Annotated in this window: 13 protein-coding genes; 9 read left to right on the top strand and 4 right to left on the bottom strand. The window is 60.4% G+C overall.

The genetic code is table 11. The features are described 5' to 3' along the window. The first annotated feature begins 72 nt into the window (after positions 1-72). The 6 genes from ftsZ to QSK43_RS05585 all read left to right on the top strand — a co-directional run bounded on the left by ftsZ (position 73) and on the right by QSK43_RS05585 (position 9,097). Positions 73-1,821: a cell division protein FtsZ gene (gene ftsZ, locus QSK43_RS05610; RefSeq protein WP_332302589.1), complete on the top strand. Its 1,749-nt coding sequence runs from the start codon at positions 73-75 to the stop codon at positions 1,819-1,821. A 270-nt stretch (positions 1,822-2,091) separates the two neighbouring features. Next, positions 2,092-3,048 carry a UDP-3-O-acyl-N-acetylglucosamine deacetylase gene (gene lpxC, locus QSK43_RS05605; RefSeq protein WP_332302588.1) on the top strand — a complete coding sequence of 319 codons (957 nt, stop codon included), beginning with the start codon at positions 2,092-2,094 and terminating at the stop codon, positions 3,046-3,048. Between the two features lie 235 nt (positions 3,049-3,283). Continuing rightward, positions 3,284-4,150 carry an outer membrane protein assembly factor BamD gene (locus tag QSK43_RS05600; protein ID WP_332302587.1) on the top strand — a complete coding sequence of 289 codons (867 nt, stop codon included), beginning with the start codon at positions 3,284-3,286 and terminating at the stop codon, positions 4,148-4,150. A 15-nt stretch (positions 4,151-4,165) separates the two neighbouring features. Continuing rightward, positions 4,166-5,839: a DNA repair protein RecN gene (gene recN / locus QSK43_RS05595; RefSeq protein ID WP_332302586.1), complete on the top strand. Its 1,674-nt coding sequence runs from the start codon at positions 4,166-4,168 to the stop codon at positions 5,837-5,839. A gap of 122 nt (positions 5,840-5,961) precedes the next feature. Continuing rightward, positions 5,962-8,136, top strand: a complete 2,175-nt coding sequence (gene ligA / locus QSK43_RS05590; RefSeq protein ID WP_332302585.1) for an NAD-dependent DNA ligase LigA — start codon at positions 5,962-5,964, stop codon at positions 8,134-8,136. 64 nt (positions 8,137-8,200) lie between these two features. After that, complete coding sequence (locus QSK43_RS05585; RefSeq protein ID WP_332302584.1) at positions 8,201-9,097, top strand: aminoglycoside phosphotransferase family protein; 897 nt, start codon at positions 8,201-8,203, stop codon at positions 9,095-9,097. Between the two features lie 6 nt (positions 9,098-9,103). On the opposite strand, the gene QSK43_RS05580 is transcribed toward QSK43_RS05585, so the two are convergent. From QSK43_RS05580 to QSK43_RS05570, 3 genes are all read right to left on the bottom strand, one after another. Then, positions 9,104-9,637, bottom strand: coding sequence for a GNAT family N-acetyltransferase (locus QSK43_RS05580; protein WP_332302583.1), 534 nt, complete (start codon positions 9,635-9,637; stop codon positions 9,104-9,106). Positions 9,638-9,720: 83 nt separating this feature from the next. Next, entirely contained in the window at positions 9,721-9,843 is a 123-nt protein-coding gene (locus QSK43_RS05575) for a hypothetical protein (protein WP_332302582.1), read from the bottom strand. A 4-nt stretch (positions 9,844-9,847) separates the two neighbouring features. Continuing rightward, positions 9,848-10,768 carry a DMT family transporter gene (locus tag QSK43_RS05570; protein WP_332302581.1) on the bottom strand — a complete coding sequence of 307 codons (921 nt, stop codon included), beginning with the start codon at positions 10,766-10,768 and terminating at the stop codon, positions 9,848-9,850. Positions 10,769-10,964: 196 nt separating this feature from the next. Here QSK43_RS05570 and gcvA point away from each other — a divergent pair, with 196 nt between their 5' ends. Genes gcvA through QSK43_RS05555 form a run of 3 tightly spaced genes read left to right on the top strand, consistent with a single transcriptional unit; the run spans position 10,965 to position 13,057 of the window. Further along, entirely contained in the window at positions 10,965-11,867 is a 903-nt protein-coding gene (gene gcvA / locus QSK43_RS05565) for a transcriptional regulator GcvA (protein WP_332302580.1), read from the top strand. Between the two features lie 43 nt (positions 11,868-11,910). Continuing rightward, positions 11,911-12,519 carry a 3'-5' exonuclease gene (locus tag QSK43_RS05560; protein ID WP_045023727.1) on the top strand — a complete coding sequence of 203 codons (609 nt, stop codon included), beginning with the start codon at positions 11,911-11,913 and terminating at the stop codon, positions 12,517-12,519. A 46-nt stretch (positions 12,520-12,565) separates the two neighbouring features. Next, entirely contained in the window at positions 12,566-13,057 is a 492-nt protein-coding gene (locus tag QSK43_RS05555; protein ID WP_045023729.1) for a CreA family protein, read from the top strand. 209 nt (positions 13,058-13,266) lie between these two features. Here the strand turns inward: QSK43_RS05555 and QSK43_RS05550 are convergent, their stop codons facing one another. Next, the gene (locus QSK43_RS05550) at positions 13,267-13,734 is read right to left on the bottom strand and encodes a chemotaxis protein CheW (RefSeq protein ID WP_003513183.1); all 468 of its coding nucleotides are present in this window, start codon (positions 13,732-13,734) and stop codon (positions 13,267-13,269) included. Positions 13,735-13,759 lie beyond the last annotated feature (25 nt).

Here is a 13,759-nt window from a genome sequence, read left to right as displayed (position 1 = left end):
GGAGGTTTCCAAGTTGAGTTTTCAAGAATCGGCCAGCGGGGCGATGCGGCCAGAGAAAGAAGGAATGGTAAAATGACGATACAGCTGCAAAAGCCTGATATCACCGAGCTGAAGCCACGCATCACCGTTTTCGGTGTGGGCGGTGGCGGTGGTAACGCTGTCAACAACATGATCACGGCTGGCCTCCAGGGTGTCGATTTCGTCGTCGCCAACACGGATGCGCAGGCGCTGACCATGACGAAGGCAGACCGGGTCATTCAGCTCGGCGTCAACGTCACCGAGGGTCTCGGTGCCGGTTCCCAGCCGGAAGTCGGACGCGCCGCCGCTGAAGAATGCATCGACGAGATCATCGATCACCTGAACGGCACCCACATGTGCTTCGTCACCGCCGGTATGGGCGGCGGCACCGGTACCGGTGCAGCCCCGGTCGTCGCACAGGCCGCCCGCAACAAGGGCATCCTGACGGTCGGCGTCGTCACCAAGCCTTTCCACTTCGAAGGCGGCCGCCGCATGCGTCTGGCCGAACAGGGCATCGAGGAACTGCAGAAGTCCGTCGATACGCTGATCGTCATTCCGAACCAGAACCTCTTCCGTATTGCAAACGACAAGACGACCTTTGCCGACGCCTTCGCCATGGCTGACCAGGTTCTCTATTCGGGCGTTGCCTGCATCACCGATCTGATGGTGAAGGAAGGTCTCATCAACCTCGACTTCGCCGACGTCCGTTCGGTCATGCGTGAAATGGGTCGCGCGATGATGGGCACCGGCGAGGCTTCCGGTCCGGGCCGCGCAATGCAGGCCGCGGAAGCGGCAATCGCCAACCCGCTGCTCGACGAAACCTCGATGAAGGGCGCACAGGGCCTGCTGATCTCCATCACCGGTGGTCGCGACCTCACCCTGTTCGAAGTCGACGAGGCTGCAACCCGTATCCGCGAAGAAGTCGATCCGGATGCCAACATCATCCTCGGTGCGACCTTCGACGAGGCTTTGGAAGGTCTCATCCGCGTCTCCGTCGTGGCGACCGGCATCGACCGCGTTGCGGGTATTGGCGAACAGAACATTGCCGATATGCGCGCCGCAGCCGCCAAGCCGCTTATCCGTCCTTCCGCGGCCGTTGCTCCCGCTCCGGCCGCAGTTCAGCCTGCTCAAGCAGTATCGCAGGCACCGAAGGTAGACCAGATCGCCCAGACCATCCGTTCGGTGGAAGCCGAAATGGAACGTGAACTTGGTTTCGCGGCACACCAGCAGCCTTCTCAGGACTTCCGTCCGCAGAGCAAGCTGTTCGCATCGTCCCCGGCTGAAGCGCCGGCGGCCCTCCGTCCGGCCCAGCCGGTTCAGCAGGCCGCTCCGGCTCCTGTTGCTCAGGCACCGGTCTACCATGCGCCGGAACAGGTTGCCGCACAGGCTCCGCGTCTGCAGCAGCCGCAGGCCCCGGTCTACCAGGATCAGGCTCCGGTTGCGCGCCAGCCAGAACCTGTCCGCATGCCGAAGGTCGAGGACTTTCCGCCGGTCGTGAAGGCCGAGATGGATCACCGCGCCCACGCCGCTCCTGCCGCGCAGGAAGAACGTGGCCCGATGGGTCTTCTGAAGCGCATCACCAACTCGCTTGGTCGCCGCGAAGAGGAAGAAGTTCCTTCCGACATGATGGATGCGCCGAACATGGCGCCGCAGCAGCGCCGCGCGCTTTCGCCGGAAGCCAGCCTCTACGCACCGCGTCGTGGCCAGCTTGACGATCACGGTCGCGCGACGCCTTCTTCGGCCAGCCACCATGACGACGACCAGCTGGAAATTCCGGCCTTCCTGCGCCGCCAGTCCAACTAACAGCGATTCCGCCCACCTGTCGAAACGCCCGGATCACACGATCCGGGCGTTTTGTTTATTATGCGTTATTAACAGTAAATTAATTCACGTTTTCAATGGCTTGTGCGTGTAACAATCCGAAACGAACAGTGATTTGTCGTGGCACTTTCATATGCGTATGTATGAGGCTGGTAGAGGAAAACATTGACCTCGCCGGTCGTTAAAAACCGGCTTGAAAAACTTGAACGGCGCTGGATATGCGGCGCGGTTTGCAAAACAAGGCATATATGCATGACTATCGGACTGCTCGGATTTCAGACGACTATCGCAAATGCTGTTCAGCTCAAGGGCATTGGCGTGCATTTCGGCAATCCGGTTTCGATGACCTTCCAGCCCGCAGAAGCCGGAACAGGCATCGTGTTTCAGCGCCTTCATGAGAATGGCAGCGTAACAGAGTTGAAGGCGGTTTCCGCCAATGTCGGCAATACCGATCTGTGCACCGTGCTCGGCCGTTCGCTGTCCCATTCAGTGGCGACGATCGAGCACGTCATGGCTGCCATCTACGCCGTAGGCCTCGATAACCTCGTCGTTGAGGTTGACGGTCCCGAAGTACCGATCATGGACGGCAGCTCCGCGCCTTTCATCGAGGCGATCGAATCGGCCGGCATCAAGAACCTCGGCGTAAAGCGCCGCTATATTCGCGTCATCAAGCCGGTCCGCATCGATTCGGGTGCATCCTGGGCGGAGTTCCGTCCCTATGACGGCACGCGGTTCGAGGTCGATATCGATTTCGACACGCCGCTGATCGGCAAGCAGTCCTGGAAGGGCGACCTGACGGCGGATACGTTCAAGAACGAGCTTTCCCGCGCCCGCACCTTCGGTTTCATGCGTGACGTGGAGCGCCTGTGGGCCGCCGGTTATGCACTTGGCTCCTCGCTTGAGAACTCGGTTGTCATCTCGGACGACAACAGCGTCATCAACATGGAAGGCCTGCGTTACGCCAAGGACGAATTCGTCCGCCACAAGACGCTGGACGCCGTGGGCGACCTGGCGCTTGCCGGCGCGCAGTTCATCGGCTGCTACCGCTCCTATCGCGGCGGCCACAAGGTCAATGCGAATGCGCTGAAGGCTTTGCTGAGCGACCGTTCGGCTTATGAGATCGTGGAGGCTCCAGCCGCCCGCAATCAGGTGCGCGCCCGTGAGTTCGTTCCGGTCAACATGCCGGAATTTGCACCCTGGTCGGCTTGATTTTGTTTGCAGGCTATTGATTGACAGAAAAAGCCGCTCCCTTTCGGGGCGGCTTTTTCGTAATGCGGGCGGGATGTTTTGCCGTATCGCCTGATATTCATGCGATTGCATGGGCGGATGCCATAAAAATGCGTTAATGCATCATCATTGCGTTGCCCTGCGGATGCTTTTATGGCTAGAAACGCCAGTGCGAAGCCGATGCTTATGTATTTGCGCGGGAAGTGGGAACTGTCGAATGAAGCATGTAGGGTCTGGTGCAATGAAGGGTACGATGCGGGGGATCGCCGTTTCGTTGATGTTGGTCGGTGCAAGTGTCGCCGTCACGGCCTGCCAGTCCGATCCGGATATCGACATTACCAAGCTCGGCTTCGAGTCCGATCCGCCAGACGTTCTGTACAAGCAGGGGCTTGCCAACATGAACGCCGGCAACATGACGGAAGCCTCGCGCAAATTCGAGGCGATCGACAAGCAGTATCCCTTCACCGAATGGGGTCAGAAGTCGCTGGTGATGCAGACCTTCATCGCCACGCGCACGAACAAGAACGACGTGGCAATCGCGTCGGGCAGCCGTTTCCTGCGGCAATATCCGCGCTCCAAGGATGCCGCTTACGTTCAGTACATGATCGGCCTTGCCTATTCGAAGCAGATTTCCGACGTGACGCAGGATCAGCGCGCCGCACAGCGCACCATTGAGGCGATGAACAAGGTGGTCAACGACTACCCTGATTCGGAATATGTCGCCGACGCGCAGGCCAAGATCCGTTTCGCCCGCGACCAGCTCGCCGGCCGCGAAATGCAGGTCGGCCGTTATTACCTCGAGCGCAAGGAATTTTTGGCCGCCGTTTCGCGTTTCCGCATCGTCGTCGAGCAATACCAGAACACCAACCAGATCGAGGAAGCGCTGGCGCGTCTGACGGAAGCCTATTATGCGATGGGTCTTTCCGACGAAGCGCAGACTGCTGCCGCCGTTCTCGGCAACAACTATCCCGACAGCCAATGGTATGCGGATTCCTACAAGCTGCTGAAGGGCGGCGGGTTGGAGCCGCGTGAAAACAAGGGGTCCTGGATTTCGCGTGCCGGCAAGAAGCTTATCGGCGCCTGAGACAGGGCATAGGCCATGCTGGTCCAGCTCTCGATTCGTGACATCGTTCTGATTGAAAGGCTCGACCTCGGTTTTGAGGCGGGCCTTTCCGTGTTGACGGGCGAGACGGGTGCGGGCAAATCCATTCTGCTCGACAGCCTGTCGCTGGCGCTCGGTGGACGCGGCGATGGCGACCTTGTGCGTCACGGCGAAGACAAGGGCCAGGTCACCGCCACGTTCGAGGTGCCGAACAACCATCCGACACGGCTTCTCCTGCGCGAAAACGGTCTCGATGATGATGGCGACCTGATTTTTCGCCGGGTGCAATCCGCAGACGGGCGCACCAAGGCCTATATCAACGATCAAGCTGTCAGCGTGCAGATGATGCGCCAACTCGGGCAATTGCTGGTCGAAATTCATGGCCAGCATGACGACCGCGCGCTTGTCGATACCGATGCCCACCGCACGCTGCTGGATGCCTTTGCCGGGCTCAGCGACGATGCCCGCGCCGTGCAGGGTTTCTACCGCACCTGGAAGGACGCCGAGCGGGCGTTGAAAATTCACCGCGCCAAGGTGGAGGCTGCTGCCCGCGAGGCAGACTTCCTGCGTTCTTCCGTCGAGGAGCTTGAAGTGCTTTCGCCGCGCGACGGTGAGGAGGACGAGCTTGCCGGCCGCCGGGCCATAATGCAGAAATCCGAACGTATCGCCGGCGATATCGCCGAAGCGAGCGAGTTTTTGAACGGCAACGCGTCACCCGTGCCTGTCATCGCCTCGATGATGCGACGTCTGGAGCGCAAGAGCCACGAGGCGCCGGGACTGCTGGAAGATACCGTGCAATTGCTGGATGCTGCGCTCGACAGTCTTTCCAACGCGCAGATGGAAGTGGAGGCGGCGCTGCGCCGCACCGAGTTCGATCCGCGTGAGCTGGAGCGGGTGGAGGAGCGGCTGTTTGCGCTGCGCGCCGCCGGGCGCAAATACAATGTCCCGGTGCCTGATCTGCCGGTGCTTGCGGAAAAAATGGTCGCGGATCTCGCCGATCTCGATGCCGGCGAAGAAAAGCTCGGCAAGCTTGAGGCCAATCTCGGCATGGTGAAGGCCGATTTCGACCATGCAGCGAAATCGCTTTCCGAAAAGCGCCGCTATGCGGCGGGTGCACTTTCCGAGGCTGTCATGGCCGAGCTTCCGGCGCTCAAGCTGGAGCGGGCACGTTTTACCGTCGAGGTGACGTCCGATCCCGAGCAGGCGACGGCTGACGGTATCGACACCGTGGAATTCCACGTCCAGACCAATCCGGGAACGCGTCCCGGCCCGATCATGAAAGTCGCCTCGGGTGGCGAATTGTCCCGCTTCCTGCTGGCCCTGAAAGTGGCGCTGGCGGATCGCGGTTCCGCGCCGACGCTGGTTTTCGACGAAATCGATACGGGTGTCGGTGGTGCTGTGGCGGATGCCATCGGCCAGCGGCTGCGTCGCCTGTCGAAAACCGTGCAGGTCCTGTCCGTCACCCATGCGCCGCAGGTGGCAGCCCGGGCGGCCACGCATCTTCTCATCTCCAAAGGCCCTTCCGGCGACGGCACCGAACGCATCGCCACCCGCGTCGCGACCATGGAGCCGAAACACCGCACCGAAGAAATCGCCCGCATGCTTGCCGGCGCCTCGGTGACCGACGAGGCGAGGGCCGCGGCCGCCCGCCTGCTGGCCGCCAAGGACTGACCGATCGCGACAGTGCTGCCAGGGTGAGGGTGCCTTTCGGTGTTGTGACTCCGGCGGCAAAACTTGTTTTTATTGTATTTTATTTCGGCTAAAAGCGTTCGGTATTTCTCAACGAGGCCGCCATGTCGAAAGATCAGATTCCCGTCGAAAACCTGACCGAGCTTGAAGCCTCTTCCGAGCTGGCATTCCTGGCGGCCGAGCTTGCCCGCCACGATGCGCTCTACCACGGCAAGGACGCGCCGGAGGTTTCGGATGCGGAGTATGACGCGCTGAAGCGGCGCAACGATGCCATCGAGGCGGCCTTCCCGGCGCTGGTGCGGGCTGACAGCCCATCGAAGAAAGTTGGCTTCACGCCGCTTCCGACCTTTGCGCCAATCGTCCATGCGCGGCCGATGCTGTCGCTGGACAACACGTTTTCTGAAGAGGATCTGCGCGATTTCGTCAGTTCCGTCTATCGCTTCCTCGGGCATCTGCCCGATGATTCGATCGCTTTTACGGCCGAGCCGAAGATTGACGGGCTTTCCATGTCCATCCGCTACGAGAACGGCAAGCTGAAGACGGCGGCGACCCGTGGCGATGGCACGACGGGCGAAAACGTCACCGCCAACATCAAGACCATCAAGGAAATTCCGAACACTCTGCTTGCCGGTGCGCCCGATGTGGTGGAGGTGCGCGGCGAGGTCTATATGGCCAAGAGCGACTTTCTGGCGCTTAACGCCCAGATGGAGGCCGACGGCAAACAGACCTATGTGAACCCGCGCAATACCGCCTCCGGTTCGCTGCGCCAGCTTGACGCCAATGTGACGGCGAAACGCAAGCTCAGGTTCTTCGCCTATGCTCTGGGCGAGGTCTCGAATGGCGGCCAGCCGACGCGGATTGCCGATACGCAATATGGCATCGTCGAGAAATTCCGGGAGTGGGGTTTTCCGGTCAATCCGCTGATGAAGCGATTCACCTCTGCCGAGCAATTGCTTGAACATTATAATGAAATCGGCATCGCGCGGCCGGATCTCGATTACGATATCGACGGCGTGGTCTACAAGGTCGACCGGCTCGATCTTCAGGAACGGCTGGGTTTCCGCTCGCGCAGTCCACGCTGGGCCACCGCGCACAAGTTTCCGGCCGAGCAGGCTTTCACCATAGTCGAGAACATCGAAATCCAGGTGGGGCGCACCGGTGCGTTGACACCGGTCGCACGTCTGACGCCGATCACCGTCGGCGGCGTCGTCGTCACCAATGCGACGCTGCACAATGCCGACTACGTTGAAGGCATCGGCAATGGCGGCGAGCGCATCCGTCCTGAGGATCACGATATTCGCATCGGCGACACGGTCATCGTGCAGCGGGCCGGCGACGTCATTCCGCAGGTGCTGGACGTGCTGCTGGAGAAGCGCCCGACTGATGCGGTGAAATATGCATTCCCGGAGAAATGTCCTGTTTGCGGCAGCCATGCGGTGCGGGAGCGCAATGAAAAGACCGGCAAGCTTGATTCCGTCACGCGCTGCACCGGTGGTTTCGTCTGCCGGGCGCAGGCGGTGGAGCATCTCAAACATTTCGTCTCGCGCAATGCCTTTGATATCGAGGGGCTGGGCACCAAGCAGATCGACTTCTTCTTCGAGAGCGACGATCCCACCCTGTCGATCAAGACTGCGCCTGATATCTTCACGCTGAAGGCGCGGCAGGAATCCTCCACGCTGACCAAGCTTGAGAATATCGACGGCTTCGGCAAGGTCAGCGTCAAAAAGCTGTTCGATGCTATCGATGCCCGCCGTGAGATCGATCTTCACCGGCTGATCTTCGCGCTCGGCATCCGCCATGTTGGGGAGACCACGGCGAAGCTTCTGGCGCGCTCCTATGGCACCTACGAGCATTTCGAGGAGGGCATGAAGGCGGCAGCCGATCTGGCAAGCGATGCCTGGGCCGAACTCAACAGCATCGACGGCATTGGCGAGGTCGTGGCCCGCGCCATCATCGAATTCTACAAGGAACCGCGCAATCTCGATGTCATCGACCGGTTGATACGGGAACTGCGGCCGAAGGAAGCCGAGAAGCCCTCGACCGAGGGCAGCCCCGTGGCGGGCAAGACGGTGGTCTTTACCGGCTCGCTCGAAAAATTCACCCGCGACGAGGCCAAGGCGCGTGCCGAAAGCCTTGGTGCGAAAGTGGCTGGTTCCGTGTCGAAAAAGACGGATATTCTGGTGGCCGGGCCGGGGGCAGGCTCCAAGCTTGCCAAGGCCGCGGAGCTTGGCGTGCAGACGATGGATGAGGATGAGTGGCTGGCGCTGATCGGCGGCTGAGGTATCGTCATCGCCGCGTTGTTTTGCACGGCTAAGGGTCTCATCCTGAAATGGGGAACGGGACATGGATGATCGCATCGTCATCTCTTCGCAGCAGGTCCGGGCGCTGATTGCGGGCCAGTTTCCGCAGTGGGGGCATCTCGATGTCAGGCCGGTGGAACTGAGCGGCTGGGACAATCGCAGCTTTCGCCTTGGTGACGACATGCTGGTGCGGCTGCCGAGTGCTGCGCGTTATGTGGCGCAGGTGGAGAAGGAACATCGCTGGCTGCCGGAGCTTGCGCCTCTTTTGCCTCTTCCGATCCCGGAGCCATTGGCGATTGGTGAGCCGGGGCAGGATTATCCGTTTCCGTGGTCCGTTTATGGCTGGCTTGAGGGCGAGCCTCTAGCCCAGCATCTCGACCGCATTGATCTCGCAACCATTGCCACAGACGTGGCTGCGTTTTTGAAAGCCCTGCACGGTATCGATGCCTCGGATGGTCCGCTTGCGGGTAAGCATAATTTCCATCGGGGCGGATCGCTCGCGGTCTATGACGGTGAGGCGAGAGCGGCGGCGTTGCATCTTGCCGATGAGGTTGATCAGGCGCTGGCCATGGAGATATGGCAGCTCGCCCTTTCGAGCCGCTGGCAGGGGCCGGGCGTCTGGGTGCATGGCGATATCGCCGAAGGCAATCTGCTGGTGAGAGATGGTCGCCTGTCAGCCGTCATCGATTTCGGCAGTTCCGGCGTCGGCGACCCGTCTTCCGATCTCATTCTCGCGTGGAATGTGCTGGACGCGGAAAGCCGCGCCGTTTTTCACGGGGCGATGGATATGGACGATGCCACATGGCAGCGCGGGCGCGGCTGGGCGCTCTGGAAAGCGTTGATCACGCTCGAAGTGCAGCGGGGTCGCGACGAGAAACTGGCCGAATGGTCGCGCAGGACCATTCGGGAAGCGTTTGCGGATCATTCTTTGTCCGCCTGAGAAGCATCAGCGCAGCCGCGCCATCCCGTATGAATCGGCATATTTCCCATCGCGAAAGGCATAGTTGCGCAAGGTGCCCTCGTGTTCGAAGCCGAACTTCTCATAGAGCCGGATGGCGGCGAGATTGTCGGTGAAGACGTTCAGTTCGATGCGGCGAATATCGTGCCAGTTGTCGGCGGCATCGATCAGCGCCGCCAGAAGCTTCGAGCCGATGCCCTTGCCGGCGAAATCGTCATGGATGCCGATGCCGAGGGAAGCGATGTGTTTCTGCCGTCCGGTTCTGGCGTGCAGGCCGGCATTGCCCAAAATCCTGCCACGCCATTCGGCGGCCACGACGATGTCGGATTGGGAAAGGCCTTCGATATATTGCCGGGTATGCGTGACGCTCTGGAAGGGCTGGCGCAATGTGCCCCAGCGCACGCCGGGCATGTTGAGCACCTGCGTCAAGCCTTCGGCATCATCTGGCCTGATGCCGCGGATGAGCAATTCATCGATCTTGAAATCCTGAAAGGGCGGCAGGTCGCTTTGCGGCTGGGGCACTGGCTGTTCTCCTGTTGGGCCGGAGAGCAGGGGACCATTCGCCCTGCTCTTGCGGCAGGGCGTGATGGACAATGATCGCTAATCTATCGCGACAATGCTCCACCGCCCGCCGGCTTACCGGAGGTGGTATTGGTGAGCATGGTTTTGCGCGACTGTGCGATCATGGCCGACAGATTGGCCGGGGCCGCAAGGCTTGTCAATGCCATCTTCTTAGCCTCGGGCTGTTCGAAGGCGCCTGAACAGCCTGCCGTCGATCGCTGCGAGGCCGGCGGCAATCATCGCCATGCCGGCGAAGTGCTTGATTTCCAGCTGTTCGCCGAGAATGAGTGAGCCTAGCAGGATGGCGCTGACCGGGATGAGGAAGGTGACGAGCGCGAGGTTGGTGGCGCCGGCTGTGGCAAGAATACGGAAGAAGATGAGATAGGCGAGTGCGGTGGACAGCAAGGCGATGCCGACAAGCGCGCCCCAGGTGCCAAGGCTCGGCATGGCAAGCGTCCATGGCTTGTCGATGAGGAGCGCCGCCGGGATCAGCATCAGCGTCGAGGAGGAGATCTGGCCGGTGGCGGTCATCAGTGGCGGCACGCCCATGGCCTTGAAACGGCGGCCGAATATGCCCGCGAAGGAATAGGAAATGGCTGCACCGAGAATGGCGAGCTGGCCCCAGAGGTTGAATGCCGCGCCGCCAAAGGCTGCTGGGCCGATCATCGTCGCCACGCCGACAAAACCGATGAGAACACCGGCGAGCTTGTTGCTGGTCATCTTTTCGTCGGTGGTAAGAAAATGGGCGACGATGACCGTGAAGAGCGGCGTCGTCGCATTGAGGATCGAGGCAAGCCCGCTGGCAATATGGGTCTGGCCCCAGACGATCAGGCAGAAGGGAATGATGTTGTTGAGCAGGCCCATGCCGAAAAAGGCGCGCCACACGGCCCCCTCACGCGGCAGGTGAAGACCCATGATGCGGCAGACGATCAGCAGGGCCACGGCCGCGAGGCTGACGCGCAGCGCGACGATGGTGACGGGCGGCAGTTCCTTGACGGCGATGCCGATGAAAAAGAACGATCCGCCCCACAGCAGCGAGAGCGCGACGAGCATCCCCCATTCGCCGGCATCCATCTGTTTTTGTATCGCCATCTTCGTCTCCCAAGGGCATGAATTTTGACATGATCGCAGATGCCGCCGCCGTCATCCACCCGATATCGGTTGAGTTCACCTCAATCCAGTGTTCCTGGCTTTCCGCCGCTTCACGTCGTGTTGCTTCCATTTACTCCCTGTTTTATGGTGTTTTCAAACGATAGTTTCTCGTCACATAATTGAGCTGAGCTAAATCATGATTGCGGAACTTCCTTCCTTGAAAGGATTGCAGGCCTTTGAAGCTGCGGCGCGGTATCGTAGCGTCACGCTTGCTTCCAACGAGTTGAACGTCACCCCCGGCGCGGTCAGCCTGCAAATCAGGGAGCTGGAAGCCCGCCTTGGCGTGCAGCTGTTTCTCCGCAAGCCGCGCAGTATCCAGCTGACACGCGAGGGGGAGCGTTATTACGGCTCGCTTCGCACCGCGTTCCGGATGATGCGCGAGGCGACGGCGGAACTGACGGCACGATCCGAGATTACGGTTCTGACGCTGAGCTGCACACCGACGTTTGCCGTGCAATGGCTGATGCCGAGACTGCCCGGCTTTCAGCAACAGCACCCACATGTGGATGTGCGCATCAGCGTGACGAACCGGCTGGTGGATTTTTCGAGGGACGATGTCGATCTGGCGGTGCGGCACGGGTTTGGCCGTTATGAAGGGCTGGAAAGCATCCGCTTCATAGATGACAGCACCTTGCCGGTCTGCTCGCCGCAGCTTTTTGAAAAATACGGGCCGCTTCGGGTGGCCGGCGATCTGAAATCGGTGCCGCTGCTGCACGATGAAAACCGCAACGAATGGCGGCGTTGGCTGGAAACGGCGGGCGCATCGGAGGTCGATGCTTCCGGCGGTACCGTATTCATCGACAGCAACGGTGCGCTGGATGCGGCCAAGGCGGGACACGGTGTGGCGCTGACGCGGCGCTCGCTGGTTTCCCGCGAGCTTGCGGAAGGAGCGCTGATTGCGCCGTTCGGGACGGATATTGCCAGCACGCTTGCCTATTTTCTGGTTTATCCGCGGCGGATGCTGGAAAATCCCGATCTTGTAAGGTTGCTGGACTGGATGGTTTCGGAGGCGTCTTCCACAGAGGCCGGTTCTCTTTGACGCCAATCCGGTTTATGCCGGAATGAAACAACGGGAATCACTCTTGAAAACCATCGCCATCGATTTCGAGACCGCCAATGAGGAACGGGGCAGCGCCTGCTCCGTCGGGCTTGCGTGGATAGAAAACGGTGAGATCGTTCGCGTCGAGGAACGACTCATCCGCCCGAGGGAGATGCGGTTTTCACCCTTCAATATCGCCGTGCACGGGATATGTCCTGCCGATGTCGAGGACGCGCCGGAATTCCCTGATGTGATGGAAGAGTTCATCGACGATATCAAGGGCGCCACGATGATCGCCCATAATGCCGCTTTCGATTTCAGCGTCATGCGGGCCTCTTTCGACAAATACCGGCAGTCCTATCCGGACCTTTCCTATCTGTGCAGCGTCAAGATCGCCCGGCATGTCTGGCCGCAGCTGGCATCGCACAAGCTGAATGTAATCGCCCATCATCTCCAGCTGCGTTTCGTGCACCACAATGCCGCCGAGGACGCCGTGGTCTGCGCGGCCGCGTCGATTGCGGCGGCCAAGGCACTGCGCGTTGCCCATATCCGCGATCTGCCGGAAAAGATCGGCATGGTCGCCGGCCGTCTTACATCCAACGGTTACCAGCCCTGCAGCATGAAAAAACGCGTCGTCTCGCGGGTTGCGTAACTGTTCCCCGCACTTATGTTTGAAGCAGCGTAACGGAGAATATGCGATGACGATGAAAACTCTGTCGGGTTTGTTTGCGGGCTTTCTGGCATTGCTTCCGGTGACAGTGGCGCATTCGCAGGTTGTCGGCGAGGTGGGTGTCGACTGGATCGGCAACGATATCGTCATCGAGGCGATTGCCGACCCCAAGATCAAGGGCGTGACCTGCCATGTTACCTATTTCGAGCGCGGCGTCATCGACCGGCTGAAGAACGGCAACTGGTTCGAGGACCCTTCGAACAATGCCATTTCCTGTAGCCAGACGGGGCCGGTGGAAATTGGCGACATCGATCTGTCCAAGGGCGGGGAAGAGGTGTTCCGGCAGGGCATGTCGCTGGTCTGGAAGAAGCTCGTCGTCAGCCGCGTCTATGACAAGGCCAATGATACGCTGATCTATCTGGTGCATGCGCGGGAACTGACCGACGGTTCGGCCAAGATGGCGATTTCCACGGTTCCGCTCTATAACCAGCAGGTGACGTGGGAAAAGGGCAAGCCGTGAGGGTTGTCCAACCCTCTCCGTCATGCCGGACTTGATCCGGCATCCAGCCACGGAGCGTCTGCGCCGTGAAAGAGTCTTACGCGATCAAGGACTTGATCGCACTGGACCCCGGATCAAGTCCGGGGTGACGGAGTTTTACTGAATCGGGACTGCCAAATTAAACATCCCGCCGCTTCAACGGCGCTGACGTAGACAATAGCTCGGCCCTATCAGGCCGCTTCGCGCGCCAGCTCGTCGGCGATCACGGTGTCGAGGTTGAGGAAGCAGACCATGCTTTTTTCCAGCGCCACGATGCCGCGGCAGAAGTTGCGTTGTTCTTCCGGGATGATATCGGGCGCGGGCTGCAAGTCCTCGGAGCGGATGGTCATCATGTCGGAGACCTGTTCCACCAGAAGTCCCACCAGCTTGCCGCCGATATCGGTGACGATGATGGCGGAGCGTTCGGAAGGTTCGGTCATCTTCATGCCGAGGCGTCCTGCCATGTCGATGACGGGAATGACGGCGCCGCGCAGATTGATGAGGCCGAGAACATAAGGCGGTGTGTGCGGCATCGGGGTGACGGGCGCCCAGCCGCGAATTTCGCGGATCGCCATGATGTCGATGCAGAATTCCTGACCGCCGAGATGGAAGGAAACGATTTCGAGATATGCGCCGGATTGCTTGATGGCGTTGGACATGGCGGCAGGTTTCCTCTGGCGGCTC

The organism is Rhizobium sp. GR12 (genome assembly GCF_036596185.1).
GTDB classification, from domain to species: Bacteria; Pseudomonadota; Alphaproteobacteria; order Rhizobiales; family Rhizobiaceae; genus Agrobacterium; species Agrobacterium nepotum.
This window is presented reverse-complemented; position numbering and strand designations above follow the sequence as displayed.

Bases quoted from the DNA above. Each gene is read 5' to 3' on its own strand.
- QSK43_RS05585 (WP_332302584.1), top strand. From the start codon at position 8,201: ATGGATGATCGCATCGTCATCTCTTCGCAGCAGGTCCGGGCGCTGATT.
- QSK43_RS05550 (WP_003513183.1), bottom strand. From the start codon at position 13,734: ATGTCCAACGCCATCAAGCAATCCGGCGCATATCTCGAAATCGTTTCC.
- QSK43_RS05600 (WP_332302587.1), top strand. From the start codon at position 3,284: ATGAAGCATGTAGGGTCTGGTGCAATGAAGGGTACGATGCGGGGGATC.
- lpxC (WP_332302588.1), top strand. From the start codon at position 2,092: ATGACTATCGGACTGCTCGGATTTCAGACGACTATCGCAAATGCTGTT.
- recN (WP_332302586.1), top strand. From the start codon at position 4,166: ATGCTGGTCCAGCTCTCGATTCGTGACATCGTTCTGATTGAAAGGCTC.
- ftsZ (WP_332302589.1), top strand. From the start codon at position 73: ATGACGATACAGCTGCAAAAGCCTGATATCACCGAGCTGAAGCCACGC.
- QSK43_RS05570 (WP_332302581.1), bottom strand. From the start codon at position 10,768: ATGGCGATACAAAAACAGATGGATGCCGGCGAATGGGGGATGCTCGTC.
- QSK43_RS05575 (WP_332302582.1), bottom strand. From the start codon at position 9,843: ATGGCATTGACAAGCCTTGCGGCCCCGGCCAATCTGTCGGCCATGATC.
- gcvA (WP_332302580.1), top strand. From the start codon at position 10,965: ATGATTGCGGAACTTCCTTCCTTGAAAGGATTGCAGGCCTTTGAAGCT.
- QSK43_RS05555 (WP_045023729.1), top strand. From the start codon at position 12,566: ATGACGATGAAAACTCTGTCGGGTTTGTTTGCGGGCTTTCTGGCATTG.
- ligA (WP_332302585.1), top strand. From the start codon at position 5,962: ATGTCGAAAGATCAGATTCCCGTCGAAAACCTGACCGAGCTTGAAGCC.